Raw genomic sequence first — 15,608 nt, 5'->3', positions numbered from 1 at the left:
CTTTGTACCGTTTTTATGTTTTCTGCGTGATCCGGATTTTTACGCGCTCCGCTTTTTGTTTTTTGAGTCTTTGTCTTTGGTGCTGGCGTCACGCACGACCAGAGCCACATTGAAAAAGTCGTAAATCTTTCCGCCTTCGGTCTGGATCAGAAATACACGCTTGGCGTTGTATAAATATTTCCGCACCGGGGCCTGAATCTTCGCGCCCAATCCCTTGACCGTTCCGCGATAGGACACGAATGTCAGCGTATCGTCATCGGCATCAAATTCGATCCACGCGATGCTTTCTTCGAACGGTTTGTTGTGCAGAATCCAGACTTCTGAATTCTTGTTCACGACAATATCAACTTCCATATTCGCCAGTGCCGGCGGATAGACGGGCGTGGATTTGACGGCGTCATCTTCGCCAAGGCTAAAGCCGAATTCTTCGTCCTGTGCGCCCATGCTTAAACCCGTACTTCCATTCATTGTCGTGATGCCCGTATCATAACGAAAAAACGGCGGAATTACAACTTTTCCGCCGTCTCTAATCCTTTGAATTGGCATGGATTAACCCGGCGCCGGTGCATTGTAACCCAAATGGATGCCCGTGCGGCGGGCAACGTCTTGTTCCGTGTCCGGTGTTTGTGCGGTTACAGCGGATTGCGGGGTGGCACTCTGGCCACTGGCGCTCAGGCCAAAGGTATCACGCAAACCCCCCGTGCTGATGCCCGGGGCGGACAGCCCCATTTTTTCCGCACCCCAAATCATGGCCCCAACGATCAAAGTGGTCACGGCGACCTGCATCATGCCGCCCATACCGCGCCCTTGGGAAAAATTGCTCATCGTGCCCAACGCCAGAACGGCGGGGATCAACGCCCATGCGCCGTTGCGCTCCAGCATGTCCATAAACCCATTGGCCATGTTGGCCCCGGTGCCGGGCGTGGTGGCGTGTTGCCCGGTTTGCGGTGCCGGTGTTTGCGCGGCCTGTGCAAAGGATGTTTGCGGCGTATTTGGCTGTGTATTCTGTGGCGCAGTGGCTTGCGGTGCAGGCTGCGTGGCCTGCGTATTGCGTGTGGCGCGTTCCGTGGCCAGAATTTGTGCGGCTTCGGCTTCGCGGGCGGCTTCTGTTGTTGCGGCGGCGGACAATTCTACGCCCTTTGGGTCTTGTTCGGGGCGGAAGGTGGTCAGCCAGTGCTGGGCCGTGGCTTCGGCGCTGGCGGCCATGCGCATGGCTTCCAAACCGCGCAGGGCTTTTTCATTTTCGGCATCATCATAATGATCTTCCATTTTTTCGAAGATCTCGTCATTCCGGATGGCGTCGGCCATGCTGATCATGCGGCCCTGTCCCAGATTGACGGTCGCGGGCAGTTCAAAACGTGTTTGAATATCGGCATAGGTTTTGGCCATTTGGTCCGGCGCATATTTTTTCTCAACCGCGGCCCATTCTTCGGCGTTCAGGCTGGGGTCCATGGCCATATCGCTGACAAATTCCGGACGGATCATGCGGCCCATCACCGGGTCGACATCAAATTGATCCAGCAAGGTGTCAAAGGCCAATGCGCCACCGGTTTCGGTTGCGGCCATGGCGAATACGCCGCCCAATCCCGTTGCGGTATAGCCGGCCAAAGCTGCACGAATGGGGTTTACGGCGTCTTGTGAAATCAGGCCCGTGTCGGCGGCCAGTTCAGCGCGTTCGTTGGCGAAGTAAGAGGAGCCGCCGTTAAAGGCTGCACCCAGCAAGGGTACGCCCTTGCCACCAATCGTCGCCACGCGACCAAGTTTGGACAACACGCCCGCACCACCTTTTGCGGCCACGGCAACGTTGTCGACCAAGCGTTCGCCAGCGAAGATGGCGTCATCAGCGAGATGGGGCAAGGCGAGAATGTCAGCCATAATGGTGTGCTCCTCGTATCAACCTTAACCAGCAGGGGTGAAGGCCAGCGGGGCCGGTTTCGGTTGTTGCTCAATATCGGCCTGTAATGCCGCCGGAGCAGGGCCCGCAGGCAGGCCAAAGGCCGCCGGGTTGAATTGCGCGGACGTTCCGCTTTGCGGGCCGTCATTGTTCATCAGGCCGTTCAGGGCCGGGCCTGCAAATTTTCCAATCACGCCACCCAGTACGGCACCGAGGATCATGCCGACGATGCGGCCCATAATGCCATCACCACTGAGTGCGCCAAGAGCCGCACCAATCGCGGCGCCCGGGTTATTGCCAAAGGCTGCACCCATGCTCTGCATGAGGCCTGCAATCGGGTTTGCATTCTGATTAAACTGGGTGCCGAGGTTCAGGGTGTTTGGATCGCTGGACACGGTGGGGTCTTGTACCCCGGCGGTGCCCGCGGCCCCTGTGGCGCCAGCGATGAAATTCGTTGCGGCGACCTGGCCCGTATCAATGGCTTTCGGAATAAGGGATCCAGCCGTGGTGCCAATGCCCTGACCAGAGACGACGTCAGCAGCAGCGGTCGCGCCAATACCCGTTTTGATCGGGTTCGATACGCCGAAACCTAAGACTTTGCCTGCCGCTTTGAATGTTGTTGATAATGCACCCATCGTTACGCTCCCTCAAATTTCCGTCACACAAACAGGCTGTTTTTTTCTTTTTGTTGTGTCCTCACCATACGGAAAATAGGTAAACAAGGTCTTAATATCTAAAATTTTACATAATTTTATTTTAGGGGTGTGCATAGTGCATTGTTTTTGCATGATTTTTTAATCTGGCGTGGGGGCGGAAAGAGAAGGCTGCGGCTTTACGATCCGGCGCTTTTCTTTAATTTTTCCAGCTTGTCCATGCGGTGGGTGCCGTCCGCCGGGCCGTAGAAGCCGGGCAATTCGGGCAGCGGGCGCAGGGAGACACAGGAGGTGGGCAAGGTTTCGTCATCCCCCAGAATCAGGAAGCCATCCGGTTCCAGCGTGCGGGCGAGGTTGTCGAGGATACGGGTCTGGGCCGCTTCGTCCATGGCGCACAAAACATTGCGGCAGAAAATAATATCGAACGGCCCCAGATCACGCACGGGGTCGAGCAGGTTGGAGTGCAGGAAATCGACCATGTTCATGATCGATGGGTCCAGTTGCCAGCCACCGCCATCGGCCTGATGGAAATATTTGATCAGCATCGGGCTGGGCAGGCCGCGCTGGACATCGAATTGCGAATAATGACCTTCGCGCGCTTTGGATAAAACGCTGTGCGAAATATCGGTGCCGATAATGTCAATGTCCCATCCCTTGATGCCCGGCGCGCTGTCGCGGATCATCATGGCGATGGAGTAGGGTTCTTCGCCTGTCGAGCATCCGGCGGACCAGATGCGGAGGGATTTATATTTCATCCGCTCCTTGATCAAATAAGGGATGATGGTTTTTTTCAAATCTTCGAACGGGCGGGCATCACGAAAGAACATGGTTTCATTCGCCATCATCGCTTCGACGACGTCGATCACCAGCGCATTTTCCGGCACACCGCGCAGGGCGATGGTCATGGATTCAAATGTCGGGTAGCCCCATTTTTTGGCAATCGGGGTCAATCGCGCATCCAGCAAAGACGATTTATCGGGCGTTAAATCAACGCCCGTGTGCCGGTGCAGTAATTCGCGGTACATTTCGAAATCGGCTAACCGCATATCACTACCCCATACCGATCTGAACAAATTTCGACATCAGAATTTCGCTGTCGAAGGGTTTCATGACGTATTCGTCGGCCCCGGCCTTGATGGCGCGTTCAACGTGGAATGAATCGTTTTCGGCGGAGCAGAGGATAACTTTGGGATGTTTGCCGTTTTTCATGCCGCGCAAACGTTCCAGAAATTCCAGCCCGCTCATCGACGGCATGTTCCAATCCAGAACGATGGCATCGGGCATGGCGCGCTCGCACATCTCAAACGCTTCGACACCGTTATCGGCTTCGAAACACCGGAATCCGGCTTGTTCAGCAATGCGACGGGCGACTTTGCGCACGACCTGACTGTCGTCGATAACCAGACATGATTTAGCTTGGTGGGATTCCATAGAAGGCCTGTGCGAATAATAGAAGTATGAAAAGTGGGCAATTCCCCTTTGTGGGCCATTCTAGGCATCTGTTTCTTAAGGGGGATTTAACGACGGCGGCAGGATTTTAGAAAATTGGTCCATAAACCTTGTCATTCCCGCGAAAGCGGGAATCCAGGGGACCGGGATAAATTGTACTTATGGCTCTGGATTCCCGCTTTCGCGGGAATGACAACAGAGCGAGATGTGAAAATCAGGCGCGTTTGATCAAAAATGTCACCATGCTGTCGCCCGCTTTTTCGATGGTGATGCTCAATCCGTACTGGCGGCCCAGAATGCCCGTGGCAAACGGGTGGACCAGGCGCGGGTCCAGATCGGCCGGGTCCAGTTCAACGGCCAGCGCTTCCTTCACCTGCGTGCGCGGAGCGGCATCGGGGCCAGCGGCAATCACGCGGGTTTCGCCGTTTTCGTGGGTGACGCCAATCGCGCCGCCCTTGGGCATGCATTCGGTGGCCAGCATCAGCGTCGCGGTCAGGATCTTGCAGAACCCTTCCGGCAATTCGACATCGGCGAACACCGCGCGGGCGTCCCATGTTTGTTTGACCTTTCCATCGGCGGTGATCAAATTGTCGAACGTCTTGTGAATGTCCCACGGTTTGATGTTCGGGTCGCGGCCACCAGCGCCATAGGCGAGGCGGAACACCTGCAACCGCGCGGCGGCGGCCTGGGCGCTCATGGAAATCAGGGCGATGGCTTCGTCCCCGGCATCGGCACCCATGTCTTCCAGAAATTCGACGCCGTTATTCACGGCCCCGACCGGAGAGATCAAATCGTGGCAGATGCGGGAGGCCAACAGTTCCAGAACCGTGGCATCGATCATCGTGTTATGCATGGGGGACTCTTTCCTAAGCGAAGCTGACGTCATAACCAATTTTCCCGACTTCTGTGCGAACCATGTCTTTCAGGCGTTCCAGTGCATCGGCACTTTGGGCCTCGGCGCGAGTGACCAGCACGTTTTGCGTGTTGGATGCGCGCAGCAGCCACCAGCCATCTTTCGTGTTTACGCGGGCGCCGTCAATATCATTCACGGTGATGGACGGATCTTTTTGCGCCTGCGCCTTGACCGAAGCCACGACCGAGGCGACCAGATCAAATTTTTTCACTTCGTCCACCTCAAACCGGATTTCCGGGGTGTTGAAGATTTGCGGCAAATGCGCGGTCAGGGTGGAGGCCGGGGCCGCCGCGTCGATCACCGCGTTCATCAAACGAATGCCGCAATACAGGCCGTCATCGAACCCGTACCAGCCATCACCGAAGAAGATGTGGCCGGAGAGTTCACCAGACAGTGGCGATTTTTCTTCGGCCATTTTCGCCTTGATCAGCGAGTGACCGGTTTTCCACATCACCGGCTTGCCACCCAAACGGGCAATTTCGTCGTACATGACTTGGGAACATTTCACATCACCGACAATGGTCGCGCCCGGATGACGTTTCAACACGTCACGGGCATAGATGGTGATGAGGGAGTCGCAACGTAAAATCCCGCCTTTCTCATCCACCGCACCAATGCGGTCGGCGTCGCCGTCAAACGCGATGCCCAGGTCGAAGCCGTTGTCTTTCACACATTTGATAAGGTCTTCCAGATTGTGGTCGACCGTTGGGTCCGGGTGGTGGTTGGGGAAGGTGCCGTCGATTTCATCGAACAGCAGGACATGCTTGCCCGGCAGTTTCTTGGTCAGACGGCGGGTGATTTCCCCGGCGGCGCCGTTGCCGCAATCCCAGACGACGTTCAACGGTGTGTCCGTTTGTTTCAGGTCGGCCATCAGGCGATCGACATAGATATCTTGAATATCGAATGTCTTGACTGAACCTTCGCCAGTTTCGTAATCGCCCGCACGGGCGATGCGGCCAATTTCTTGCACCGCCGGGCCGTAGACCGGGCCGGTTTGCAGGGTCATTTTAAAGCCGTTGTAATCGGACGGGTTGTGCGACCCGGTGATCATGATGCCGGCATCGGTTTTCAAATGTTTGACTGCGTAATACAGCATCGGTGTGGGGCCGAGGCCGATATCGGTGACATCCAATCCCACCGCCATCAACCCGCGAACAACCGCTGCCGACAAAACCGGGCTGGACGCGCGGCCATCAAAGCCGAGCGCAACCGTCTTGCCGCCCTTGCGGCGAACATAGGTGCCATAGGACAGGCCAACGGCATAGGCCACATCTTCGGACAGGTTTTTTCCGACCTGACCGCGAATGTCGTATTCGCGCAAGATTTCCTGATCAAAATTGAAAGCAGCTTGTGTCATCTCTGTTTTCTTCGCTGTGTTTGCGGTTGTCATTGATAATCTCCCTTACAAGTTCTGGGCATGTTTTTTGATGATGGATTTGACGGTGTCGCCGATTTCCGGATCATGCATGGCAAAGGCGATATTGGCCTCGATAAATCCCACGCGGCTGCCGCAATCGTAACGCTGCCCGTCATAGCGCAGGCCGTGGAACGGTTGCTGGCCGATCAGATTGGCCATGGCATCGGTCAATTGAATTTCCCCGCCAACGCCCGTTTCGAATTTGTCGAGATACGCGAACAATTCCGGTTGCAAGATATAGCGGCCAATGATGGACAGGGTGGATGGGGCGTTTTCCGGCTTCGGTTTTTCGACCAGGCCCTTAATATCCACGCGTTTGCCATCATCGGATTTAATATCAAGAATGCCGTAGCTTGCGGTCTTTTCGCGCGGCACATCCATCACGGCGACCAGATTGCCGCCGGTTTCATTATATGTCTGGATCATCTGCGTCAGGCAACCGGGACCACCGGGGTTCAGCACCACATCATCGGGCAACAAAACCGCAAACGGATCATCACCGATCAGTTTTTTCGCGCACCAGATGGCATGGCCCAGACCCAGCGGTTTGGGCTGGCGCGTCAGGAACAATTGCCCGGCGGGAATTTCAGAGGCTTTGACCTTCTCCGCCATATCCGGCTTGCCGCGCGCTTCCAGCAAGGCGGCCAGTTCGGGCTGGTAATCGAAATGCTCTTCCAGCATTTCTTTGAACCGGCCCGTGATGAAGACGAATTCATCAATGCCCGCATCGCGCGCTTCTTCAATCGCGTGTTGCACCAAAGGGCGGTCAACGAGGGGGAGCATTTCCTTTGGCATGACTTTCGTCGCGGGCAGGAAGCGCGTGCCCAACCCGGCAACGGGCAGGACGGCTTTGCGAATGGGCTTCCATTGTTTCGATGCGCTCATCGGTTGCCATAATCCAAAGGTTATTATGAAGTGGGTGGATTAAGGCATAGGGGCGGGGGGTTTTCAAGGGTTGGGCGTTTGTTTTTCCGTATTAAGGCTTGGGTAACCCTTGTTATATAAGATTTCACTCATACAGAACTGCGTCGAGTAACTGGTGAGTGGGCTATGCTGCGTGATATTGAAAATTTTCTGGCCGGACGGGACGTGATGGATGCCCGCGTTGTGGACAGCATCTGCCGCCGGGTTCAGGACGATCCCGTGGCGCAGGGGCGTGTTGCGCGGGCCTTTAATAATGTCTCCGCCAACATGGAAGGTTTGGCCAGCGCACAGCCCAGCGACAAGCTGGTGCTGGCCGTTGCCAAAACAATGCAGCAACCGGAATTTCACGATATCCGCGACCGGATGATTGAAACGTCCCGCGCGATTCAGCAAGCGTCCGAAGGTTTTTTGATGAACGAAGAACTGGGCGAGGCGATGAAAGACAATCCACGCGTCAATCAGTATGGCGAGCCGTCTTTGTATGCGCAGATGAAGCCGGAGGATGCAGAGATTTTGGTCTGTGATCCAAACTTCATGGACCCGTTGGTCCGGGTCAGCAACATGAAACCGATTGACCAAGGGCATTTGGACGATTTTAACAAGGCGCTGTTGGAAAACGCGCGCCCGTTCTACAAAATGGATGCCGCAGAGTTTAGGGCGGAAACCATCAAGAACGAGGATGTCGGGCAGGATTTGCTGAAGCGTTTCAGCCTTGCACCGTAATCAGTCTTTTTTCTTCTTTCCCTTTTTCAACAACCGATCCCGCGCGGCGTTGAGGCGCTCGGCCACCCATGGGCTGCCTTTCTGGTCGGGGTGCATCGATTTCATCAGGCGGCGATAGGCGTCCTGAATATCGTTTTCTTCCGGTTCACCCGACAGGCCGAGAATCTCCAGCGCTTCGGCGCGGGTCAGGTCCCGGCTGCGCGGCGGGCGGGATTCGCCGGAGGGTGGGGCGGTCGGGCGGCGGGCGCGTAAAATTCCCATAATGATTGGTGCGAGGGCGGCGATCACGCCAATGGCCGCCGGCAACCGCCCGGTCAGGGCCAGCAACACCACCGCAATCGCCACGCCCAGCACGCAGGCGGAGAGAAACAGGCTTTTGACCTGATGCGTATTGGCGTTCAGCATGAATTGATACAGGCCATAAAGCGCCAGCAAAGCCGCCAGAATCGCGAGAATGTAAGGCATCGGTTTTCCGCCCTGTTGCGTTAAAAAACATGGACACCGCGCACGGTGCCGCTACTATTCTACCCTATGACACACAATCAAAAAAAGGCCAACGTCATGTCCGCACCATCCAGCCGCCTGTCCGATGTCCGCACCCATATGGTTCAGGAGGGCATTGACCTGTTCCTGATCCCGCGCGCGGATGAATTTCAGGGGGAATATGTTCCCGCCGGGGCCGAGCGTTTGTCGTGGCTGACCGGGTTTACCGGATCGGCGGGCATGGCCGCCGTGGGCGTGGACAAGGCCGTGGTGGTGACGGATTCCCGGTATGATTTACAAGTTGTCGCGCAAACGGATAAATCCTCGTTTGACACATCCATCGTGCCATATGCAAAGACACTGGGCTGGACGGTGGCGCAGTGGATCGAACAAAACATCAAATCCGGTGCGGTGATTGGGTATGACCCGAAACTGCACACACCGTCCCAGATCAAAGCGTTCAAGGATGATCTGGCCGATCATGGCGTGACGTTCAAGGCCGTGTCACGCAACCCGCTGGATGCTGCATGGCGTGACCGCCCGGGCATGCCGATGAACAATGTCGAAGAATTTCCTGAGGCGATCGCCGGAAAATCCGCCGCGCAAAAGCGCGATGATATTGCCGCCGTGGTGAAGAAAGAAAAACTGCACGCGATGGTGATTACCAAGCCGGATTCGATTGCGTGGCTGCTGAACATTCGCGGCACCGATGTGCCGCATACGCCGCTGGCGCTGTCCTATGCCACGATTTACGACGATGGGCGCGTGGATTGGTATATCCATCCGGCGAAGTTGACACCGCCGGTGCTGCGCCCGCATCTGGGGAACAAGGTGCAGATCATCGATCCGATTGGTCTGGAACATGAGATGGAAAAACTGGCCCGCGCGGCCAAGGCGGGGAAGAAAGCCATCGGGCTGGATTTTGCCCGCGCATCCGTCTGGTTACAGCAGGTTCTGGAAGGCGCTGGGGCAACGGTGAAGGATGTCACCGACCCGATCATCATACCGAAGGCGCAGAAGACACCAGCGGAACAGCAAGCCATTATCAACGCCCATATTCGTGATGGCGTTGCGGTGACGCGCTTCCTCGCCTGGGCGGACCGGGAATTGCACAAGGGTGGGTATTCCGAACTGGATGTGGCCGACCGTCTGGAACAATTCCGCCGCATGGCTCCGGAATATCGTGATTCATCGTTTGATACGATTGCCGGGTGGGCGGATAACGGCGCGATCGTGCATTACCGCGCCACGCCGGAAAAATTCAAACAGATCACGCCGCCAGGAATTTTGCTGCTGGATAGCGGGGCGCAATACCCGGACGGCACAACGGATATCACCCGGACCATCACCGTGGGCACGCCCGATCCGGACGTGTGCGAAAATTACACCCGTGTCTTGCAGGGGCACATCGCCGTATCCATGGCGCGCCCGACGAAGAAAACATTGTCCGCCGATGTCGATGCGCTGGCGCGTCAACCGTTGAAGGATGCCGGGTTAAATTATGGTCACGGCACCGGGCATGGTGTTGGATGTTATCTGGCCGTGCATGAAGATGGCGCTGGGATTTCATCGGCCCGCAAAACACCGTTTATGCCGGGCACGTTGATTTCGAATGAGCCGGGATATTACAAGGCCGGGGCCTATGGCATCCGCATTGAAAATCTGGTTCTGACGCAGAAGGACAGCCGTGGGCGCATGTTCTTTGAAACAGTGACGTTGGCCCCGTATGACCGCCGTTTAATCCGCGCCGATATGATGAACAAGGACGAGCTGAAATGGCTCAACGATTATCATACGAAGGTGGAGCAGGTGATCGGCCCGCATCTGGATGCAACGGATCGTGCGTGGCTGAAGGAGGCCTGCGCTCCTGTAAAAAAGCCTGAGGCACCGCGCGCGCAACTGGCTCGCGGTGCGCCATCCGGTCCGGCTGTGGGTTAAGATTGTCATCCCGAACGTATGTGAGGGATCTCACCTTGGATGAAGATGAGGTCCCTCGTCGCTACGCTCTGTCGGGATGACAGTTTATGGTGTGAGTTTTAATGCACCGCGATGGAACCGGCCGGATGGAATTTCCGTTTCCGGATGGTATTGAATGTCGCATTTGTCTTTGGCGAACGTGGCCACATCGCGCCCTTCGCTGACGAGAGTGATGTACCCGCCCAGTCCCAATTTCGCGCTGTTGCCCATGCCGTAACGTTCGCTGCGGTATCCTTCGTATCTGACCAGTGCGCCATCCTGTTTCGTGCAGGTGATATCCATTTTTTCCGCATCGACGGTTTTGGAATCGTGATAAGCGAAGGCAAAGGCGGCGCAGAGCGTGCCGCCAAGAAGGGCAAATGTGAATCCGGTTTTGTGGCTTTGTTTCATAATGAAATCCCCGCTGTTTATAATTTTTTGATTATGGGGGCAGGGTACAAAAATACGGGGCGGGGGGAAAGAAATAAAAAAACGGGCCGTTATGCGGCCCGTTTTTTTGAAGGATTAGAATGTGCGCGGTTTAAACAGCGGCTCTTGCGCCGGCTGGGTTGAAACCGGTACCGGGCCTGCTTTGAACAGCGGGTCTTTGACCGTCACGTTCGGGTACGGGGGCGGTACGAAACGCACCGGGGCCGCATCGTATTTGTCCTGACCGGACATTGCGGCAGCGGTGGCGACACAGAATGCAATACCAACCAGAGTTTCTTTGACGTATTTCATCGGCAAAATCCTTCGTTCTTGGGGTTTCAAGGATATTGCTCGCGAACCTAGCAACCGGCGGGGAAGCGACGCAAGAAAAAACGAAGTAAAACTTCGTAAAATCTCAAGCCTGGCTTTGGATAATAAAAACCCCGGCGTTTGGCCGGGGTTTTTGAAACCTGCAAAAGGCAGATAGGGTCGTAGGCGGGCGACTAGCCCTCGCGGTCGCGACGTTTGCGTTCAACCTTGCGCCAACGACGCACGGCTTCAGCTTTTTCACGCTTGCGTTTTGCCGACGGCTTTTCAAAATCACGACGCATCTTCATTTCACGGAAGATACCCTCGCGCTGCATTTTCTTCTTCAATGCACGAAGAGCCTGTTCGACATTATTGTCGCGGACATGCACGCTAACCAACGAAATCACCTCTTTCCTATCAATAAGATGGGCGTTTTTAACCATTTTGGGGGCGGATGGCAAGGGGAAAATCCGGAAAAGGGGGGAATAAAGCTGGACAGAATGGGGCATTCTGGGCTGAAATACCGACAAATATAAAAAAACATAATAAATTCAAGGGATAGGTACACTTATGGGCAAACGATTGGGGCTTCCCAGATTGTTGAACACGTTCACGGAACAAGTACGGGCCGGGGCGGAAGTCTATGATTTTTTCAGAAAGCGCGATGAACTGATCGAGCGGACCCCGCCGGGGGATGGGCGGCCTGTGATGATCGTGCCCGGTTTCGGGGCCAGCGATATCAGCACCAAAATCCTGCGCGATTTTTTACGGGACAAGGGGTACGAGGCCCATGGCTGGGGCGGCGGTTTAAATGCCGGGCCGAGCGAAGGGGCGTTGCGCCAATGCCGTGAACAATTGGAAATGCTGTCGAAAAAATTTCCGGGGCAGAAAGTGACTCTGGTCGGGCATTCGCTGGGCGGCGTGTTTGCGCGCGAACTGGCCCGGGCGTTTCCGGATCAAGTGGATCAGGTTGTGACGCTGGGTTCACCATTCGGGGCCGATGACAACCATTCCGAATTGTCGGTGCGCGTTTTGTTGAAGGCGTTCCATTTGTTTTATGGTGGCCGCCGCGATTTTGTCGGGCGTGCGCCGTTGACCGATCATTTGATGGAACCGTTGCCCGTGCCAACCACGGCCGTGTATTCGCAGGATGATGGTGTGGTGAACTGGCGCCAATGCATCACCGCTCCGGCGGAGAATGCCGAGAATGTTGAAGTGCAATCCAGCCATATCGGTTTGGGCATGAACAAACAATCCGTCACCGTGTTGCTGGATCGTTTGAGCCAGAAACCGGGAACATGGGCCCCGTTTGATCGCACGAAATATGCCGATCTGGGGTATCCGCAGGCCCAGGCGCATGAAACATACGAAATGCCGTATCGCCCGAAACGCCCGCACGGTCCGCATTCGAAAGTGTTTGGATAGTTTCTTAAGCCGCTTCCCGCCGCGCTTTTAAATTCAGCGCCGCATCCAGCAGGGTGCGGGTGTAGTCGGCTTGCGGGTTGTCGAAGATAGCGCCGGCATGACCTTGTTCGACCACCTTGCCATCCTTCATCACGATCAAATCATGCGCCATGGCGCGCACCACGCGCAGATCGTGGGAGACGAACATATAGGCCAGGTTATGGCGGTCCTGTAATTCGCGCAGCAGATCGACAATTTGTGCCTGTACCGAAACATCCAACGCCGAGGTCGGTTCATCCAGCATAACGAATTTGGGTTGCAGGACCATGGCGCGGGCGATGGCGATGCGCTGGCGCTGGCCGCCGGAAAATTCGTGCGGATAACGGTGGCGCGTGTCGGGGTCCAAATGCACATCGCGCAGGGCGGCCACGACCATATCTTCGCGTTGTGACGGGCTGCAATCGCTGCGGTGGATTTCCAGACCTTCGCCAATGATCTGTCCCACGCTCATGCGGGGGGACAGGGCACCGAACGGGTCCTGAAACACGATCTGCATATCTTCGCGCAACGGGCGCATGGCCTTGCGGTCGAATTTTGAAATATCGGTGCCGTTAAATTCAATTTGTCCGGTGGACTGGATCAGGCGGAGCAGGGCGAGGCCCAGCGTGCTTTTCCCGCTGCCCGATTCACCGACGATGCCGATGGTCTGGCCCTGTTTGACGGACAGGGAAACGCCGTCCACGGCGCGCACCCATTCGGTGGTTTTCCCGGCCCAGTTTTTCTTGCGCGGGAAATGCACGCGGATGTCTGTGGCCTTCAGAACGGTTTTCGCGCTGTCATTCTGCGCTGGCGGTGTGGAGCGCGGGCGGGCGGAGAGCAGCATGCGCGTATAATCATGCTTCGGCGCGTTGAACAAGGTGGCGGCGGGTTCGTTTTCAACCATCACGCCGTCCTTCATCACGCAGACACGATCGGCCATGCGCTCGACGATGGACAAATCGTGTGTGATCAACAGCAACGCCATGCCCAAGCGATTTTTTAAATCCTGCAGCAATTCCAGAATTTGCGCCTGAACGGTCACATCCAGCGCCGTGGTCGGTTCATCCGCGATCAACAGATCGGGGTTGTTGGCCAATGCCATGGCGATCATCACACGCTGACGCTGCCCGCCGGACAGTTGGTGCGGATACGCATTCAAACGGTCTTTCAATTGCGGCAGGCCAACAAGGTCGAGCAGTTCCAGAATGCGCGCGCGCGCTTGTTCCTTGCTCATGCCCTGATGCACGATCAGCACTTCGCCAATCTGGCGTTCGATGGAATGGAGCGGGTTGAGCGATGTCATCGGCTCCTGAAAAATCATGCCGATTTTTGATCCACGCAATGCGCGCATCGCGGGCTCACCTGCGCCGATCAATTCCTGTCCGCGAAAGCGAATGGATGACCCTTCGCCGTGGCTGGCCAGCGGATAGGGCAGGAGTTGCATGATGGAGAGCGCGGTGACCGATTTCCCCGATCCGCTTTCGCCAACCAACGCCACCGTTTCCCCGGCAGAGACCGAAAAAGACGCGTTTTTCACCGCGCGGGATAGACCCGACGGGGTGCGGAAATCGATGCTAAGATCTTGAATCTGTAAAAGGATGTCGCTCATACCCCCATTGAAGCACACGGAACCCGCCAAAAACAGTCGAAATCTTAACGGGAATTAACCCTTTCCCCCGGAAAATCGGCTAGAATATAGACTTACTGGTTTCTTCAGGATCAAGACAATGACGACAGAAGTCGGAAACACCACACTCTATTCAGTTGAGGATCTGCTTTCGCGGTCCAAGGCTGCTGCCGAATCCGGCAGCACGGCTGGTATGAGCAAAATCCAGAAGATGATTGCCGAGATGGAGAAGGGGACCACGGATACGGTCAACCTGAGCCCTGTTGCGCGCTTGTTGAACCAAGAAGCCGCCGCGAAGCCGGATACATCCACGCCATACACCGAACAAGAATGGTACATCAACGCCAAGGTTTCGCAGTTGCAGGGCCAGTTGAACATGTATTCCACGCTGCCGGGGTTGGACCCGTCAGGCGCGATCATGCAATCGCTGGAAGATGAAATTTACGGTCTGGTGGAAAGCCAGCAGGCCAAGTTGAAAAAATCACAGGACGAAGCCGCCGCGAAGCAGGCCGAGCTGGACAAGCTGAATGCCGAGAAAGCAAACGCACCGTTGAGCGTCGAGAAAATGCTGGAGCGATCCAAGACATTGGCGTCGGGGCAGGAAATCAAAACCGAGCTGAGTGACGCAGCCAAAAAGCTTCTCGATAAATATGCCTGATAAAAAACCCCCGATAAAACGGGGGTTTTGTTTTGGGGCTTATTGGGGGCCGAGCGTGCGGTGAACGAAATACACCGTGCGTGTTGCGTCTTCCGGGCTGGGCCCTTCAGCCACGATTTTGAAATCCTTGCGCAGGAAATTTTTCAAACTGTTTTCATTGGTGGTGCGCAGGCGGGCGTGCAAATTTTCTGTGCCGTTTTCGCGGGCATGGATCATCCATTGATCAATCATCCGGCCCATCAATCCATTGCCGCGATAATCCGGGTGGGTCATGACGGTGCCGAAAATGGAATGGGTGCCGATGGTTTGATCCGACGTTTCCAATGCGGCGCAGAAGGCGGCCATGGGGGCTGTCTTGTTACGAATGGTGGCCGCGCCAATCATCATGCCAAATTGATTGAAGACACCCAACGCGGCATTGCCCGTGGCAAAGAGGGCGCCGAAATACATGGTATCACGCAGAATGATTTCCTGATCCGCGGCCAGATGCTGCAGGGTCAGAAGCGCGGGGATGTGGGACGTGTTCAGCCATTGAATGGTGTAGGCTTCGCCCGTTTTGGGCAGGAGGCCAGACGCAATCACAGCATGGGCATCCGCAATGTGCGGAGCAGGAGGGGCAGCCAAAGGTACAAAGGCGCGCGTCAATGCTGTTTTCATGCGTCGGGTGTTTCTCCTTTATTATCGAAATTAACGATGTGGAACTCTATACAAAACAGGGGCTTGCCGTCAA

Annotated in this window: 18 protein-coding genes; 4 read left to right on the top strand and 14 right to left on the bottom strand. The window is 55.9% G+C overall.

Going from position 1 to position 15,608, the window contains the following annotated elements:
* Nucleotides 1-39 precede the first annotated feature (39 nt).
* The 8 genes from ACSC94_RS06665 to ACSC94_RS06630 form a co-directional block, all read right to left on the bottom strand.
* Entirely contained in the window at nucleotides 40-468 is a 429-nt protein-coding gene (locus tag ACSC94_RS06665; protein ID WP_435640066.1) for a hypothetical protein, read from the bottom strand.
* Between the two features lie 81 nt (nucleotides 469-549).
* On the bottom strand, nucleotides 550-1,875 hold the full coding sequence (locus ACSC94_RS06660; RefSeq protein ID WP_435640065.1) for a hypothetical protein: 1,326 nt from the start codon (nucleotides 1,873-1,875) through the stop codon (nucleotides 550-552).
* 24 nt (nucleotides 1,876-1,899) lie between these two features.
* The gene (locus ACSC94_RS06655) at nucleotides 1,900-2,529 is read right to left on the bottom strand and encodes a hypothetical protein (protein WP_435640064.1); all 630 of its coding nucleotides are present in this window, start codon (nucleotides 2,527-2,529) and stop codon (nucleotides 1,900-1,902) included.
* A gap of 197 nt (nucleotides 2,530-2,726) precedes the next feature.
* A complete protein-coding gene (locus ACSC94_RS06650; protein WP_435640063.1) occupies nucleotides 2,727-3,593 on the bottom strand; it encodes a CheR family methyltransferase in 867 nt (288 codons plus the stop codon).
* A 4-nt stretch (nucleotides 3,594-3,597) separates the two neighbouring features.
* Nucleotides 3,598-3,978 (bottom strand): response regulator, encoded by a 381-nt coding sequence (locus ACSC94_RS06645; RefSeq protein WP_435640062.1) that lies wholly within the window; start codon nucleotides 3,976-3,978, stop codon nucleotides 3,598-3,600.
* A gap of 232 nt (nucleotides 3,979-4,210) precedes the next feature.
* Entirely contained in the window at nucleotides 4,211-4,849 is a 639-nt protein-coding gene (locus tag ACSC94_RS06640) for a histidine phosphotransferase family protein (RefSeq protein ID WP_435640061.1), read from the bottom strand.
* Between the two features lie 13 nt (nucleotides 4,850-4,862).
* On the bottom strand, nucleotides 4,863-6,299 hold the full coding sequence (gene pgmG, locus ACSC94_RS06635) for a phosphoglucomutase/phosphomannomutase PgmG (protein WP_435640060.1): 1,437 nt from the start codon (nucleotides 6,297-6,299) through the stop codon (nucleotides 4,863-4,865).
* A gap of 12 nt (nucleotides 6,300-6,311) precedes the next feature.
* The gene (locus ACSC94_RS06630) at nucleotides 6,312-7,211 is read right to left on the bottom strand and encodes a UTP--glucose-1-phosphate uridylyltransferase (RefSeq protein ID WP_435640059.1); all 900 of its coding nucleotides are present in this window, start codon (nucleotides 7,209-7,211) and stop codon (nucleotides 6,312-6,314) included.
* 165 nt (nucleotides 7,212-7,376) lie between these two features.
* On the opposite strand from ACSC94_RS06630, the gene ACSC94_RS06625 reads away from it, so the two are divergent.
* Nucleotides 7,377-7,973 carry a hypothetical protein gene (locus ACSC94_RS06625; RefSeq protein ID WP_435640058.1) on the top strand — a complete coding sequence of 199 codons (597 nt, stop codon included), beginning with the start codon at nucleotides 7,377-7,379 and terminating at the stop codon, nucleotides 7,971-7,973.
* Here ACSC94_RS06625 and ACSC94_RS06620 read toward each other — a convergent pair whose 3' ends face one another.
* Entirely contained in the window at nucleotides 7,974-8,438 is a 465-nt protein-coding gene (locus ACSC94_RS06620; RefSeq protein WP_435640057.1) for a molecular chaperone DnaJ, read from the bottom strand. It abuts the gene before it with no gap.
* A gap of 96 nt (nucleotides 8,439-8,534) precedes the next feature.
* Here ACSC94_RS06620 and ACSC94_RS06615 point away from each other — a divergent pair, with 96 nt between their 5' ends.
* Complete coding sequence (locus ACSC94_RS06615) at nucleotides 8,535-10,394, top strand: aminopeptidase P family protein (RefSeq protein ID WP_435640056.1); 1,860 nt, start codon at nucleotides 8,535-8,537, stop codon at nucleotides 10,392-10,394.
* Nucleotides 10,395-10,478: 84 nt separating this feature from the next.
* On the opposite strand, the gene ACSC94_RS06610 is transcribed toward ACSC94_RS06615, so the two are convergent.
* The 3 genes from ACSC94_RS06610 to rpsU all read right to left on the bottom strand — a co-directional run bounded on the left by ACSC94_RS06610 (nucleotide 10,479) and on the right by rpsU (nucleotide 11,554).
* The gene (locus ACSC94_RS06610) at nucleotides 10,479-10,823 is read right to left on the bottom strand and encodes a hypothetical protein (RefSeq protein WP_435640055.1); all 345 of its coding nucleotides are present in this window, start codon (nucleotides 10,821-10,823) and stop codon (nucleotides 10,479-10,481) included.
* 114 nt (nucleotides 10,824-10,937) lie between these two features.
* The gene (locus tag ACSC94_RS06605; RefSeq protein ID WP_435640054.1) at nucleotides 10,938-11,153 is read right to left on the bottom strand and encodes a hypothetical protein; all 216 of its coding nucleotides are present in this window, start codon (nucleotides 11,151-11,153) and stop codon (nucleotides 10,938-10,940) included.
* A gap of 191 nt (nucleotides 11,154-11,344) precedes the next feature.
* Entirely contained in the window at nucleotides 11,345-11,554 is a 210-nt protein-coding gene (rpsU, locus tag ACSC94_RS06600; RefSeq protein ID WP_041794280.1) for a 30S ribosomal protein S21, read from the bottom strand.
* 193 nt (nucleotides 11,555-11,747) lie between these two features.
* Here rpsU and ACSC94_RS06595 point away from each other — a divergent pair, with 193 nt between their 5' ends.
* The gene (locus ACSC94_RS06595; protein ID WP_435640053.1) at nucleotides 11,748-12,575 is read left to right on the top strand and encodes an esterase/lipase family protein; all 828 of its coding nucleotides are present in this window, start codon (nucleotides 11,748-11,750) and stop codon (nucleotides 12,573-12,575) included.
* 4 nt (nucleotides 12,576-12,579) lie between these two features.
* Here ACSC94_RS06595 and ACSC94_RS06590 read toward each other — a convergent pair whose 3' ends face one another.
* Nucleotides 12,580-14,202, bottom strand: coding sequence for an ABC transporter ATP-binding protein (locus ACSC94_RS06590; RefSeq protein WP_435640052.1), 1,623 nt, complete (start codon nucleotides 14,200-14,202; stop codon nucleotides 12,580-12,582).
* 118 nt (nucleotides 14,203-14,320) lie between these two features.
* Between ACSC94_RS06590 and ACSC94_RS06585 the strand changes: the two genes are divergently transcribed.
* The gene (locus ACSC94_RS06585; protein WP_435640051.1) at nucleotides 14,321-14,878 is read left to right on the top strand and encodes a hypothetical protein; all 558 of its coding nucleotides are present in this window, start codon (nucleotides 14,321-14,323) and stop codon (nucleotides 14,876-14,878) included.
* Nucleotides 14,879-14,917: 39 nt separating this feature from the next.
* On the opposite strand, the gene ACSC94_RS06580 is transcribed toward ACSC94_RS06585, so the two are convergent.
* Nucleotides 14,918-15,535: a GNAT family N-acetyltransferase gene (locus tag ACSC94_RS06580; protein WP_435640050.1), complete on the bottom strand. Its 618-nt coding sequence runs from the start codon at nucleotides 15,533-15,535 to the stop codon at nucleotides 14,918-14,920.
* Nucleotides 15,536-15,608 lie beyond the last annotated feature (73 nt).

The sequence above is a fragment of the Micavibrio aeruginosavorus genome, from assembly GCF_051245535.1.
GTDB lineage: Bacteria > Pseudomonadota > Alphaproteobacteria > Micavibrionales > Micavibrionaceae > Micavibrio > Micavibrio aeruginosavorus_D.
The sequence above is the reverse complement of the archived record's forward strand: the minus strand, read 5'-3'. Positions and strand labels throughout refer to the sequence as shown.

What these genes read in the sequence shown, in the direction of transcription:
- ACSC94_RS06665 (WP_435640066.1), bottom strand. Translation starts at nt 468, where the DNA reads ATGAATGGAAGTACGGGTTTAAGCATGGGCGCACAGGACGAAGAATTC.
- ACSC94_RS06660 (WP_435640065.1), bottom strand. Translation starts at nt 1,875, where the DNA reads ATGGCTGACATTCTCGCCTTGCCCCATCTCGCTGATGACGCCATCTTC.
- ACSC94_RS06655 (WP_435640064.1), bottom strand. Translation starts at nt 2,529, where the DNA reads ATGGGTGCATTATCAACAACATTCAAAGCGGCAGGCAAAGTCTTAGGT.
- ACSC94_RS06650 (WP_435640063.1), bottom strand. Translation starts at nt 3,593, where the DNA reads ATGCGGTTAGCCGATTTCGAAATGTACCGCGAATTACTGCACCGGCAC.
- ACSC94_RS06645 (WP_435640062.1), bottom strand. Translation starts at nt 3,978, where the DNA reads ATGGAATCCCACCAAGCTAAATCATGTCTGGTTATCGACGACAGTCAG.
- ACSC94_RS06640 (WP_435640061.1), bottom strand. Translation starts at nt 4,849, where the DNA reads ATGCATAACACGATGATCGATGCCACGGTTCTGGAACTGTTGGCCTCC.
- pgmG (WP_435640060.1), bottom strand. Translation starts at nt 6,299, where the DNA reads ATGACAACCGCAAACACAGCGAAGAAAACAGAGATGACACAAGCTGCT.
- ACSC94_RS06630 (WP_435640059.1), bottom strand. Translation starts at nt 7,211, where the DNA reads ATGAGCGCATCGAAACAATGGAAGCCCATTCGCAAAGCCGTCCTGCCC.
- ACSC94_RS06625 (WP_435640058.1), top strand. Translation starts at nt 7,377, where the DNA reads ATGCTGCGTGATATTGAAAATTTTCTGGCCGGACGGGACGTGATGGAT.
- ACSC94_RS06620 (WP_435640057.1), bottom strand. Translation starts at nt 8,438, where the DNA reads ATGCCTTACATTCTCGCGATTCTGGCGGCTTTGCTGGCGCTTTATGGC.
- ACSC94_RS06615 (WP_435640056.1), top strand. Translation starts at nt 8,535, where the DNA reads ATGTCCGCACCATCCAGCCGCCTGTCCGATGTCCGCACCCATATGGTT.
- ACSC94_RS06610 (WP_435640055.1), bottom strand. Translation starts at nt 10,823, where the DNA reads ATGAAACAAAGCCACAAAACCGGATTCACATTTGCCCTTCTTGGCGGC.
- ACSC94_RS06605 (WP_435640054.1), bottom strand. Translation starts at nt 11,153, where the DNA reads ATGAAATACGTCAAAGAAACTCTGGTTGGTATTGCATTCTGTGTCGCC.
- ACSC94_RS06590 (WP_435640052.1), bottom strand. Translation starts at nt 14,202, where the DNA reads ATGAGCGACATCCTTTTACAGATTCAAGATCTTAGCATCGATTTCCGC.
- ACSC94_RS06585 (WP_435640051.1), top strand. Translation starts at nt 14,321, where the DNA reads ATGACGACAGAAGTCGGAAACACCACACTCTATTCAGTTGAGGATCTG.
- ACSC94_RS06580 (WP_435640050.1), bottom strand. Translation starts at nt 15,535, where the DNA reads ATGAAAACAGCATTGACGCGCGCCTTTGTACCTTTGGCTGCCCCTCCT.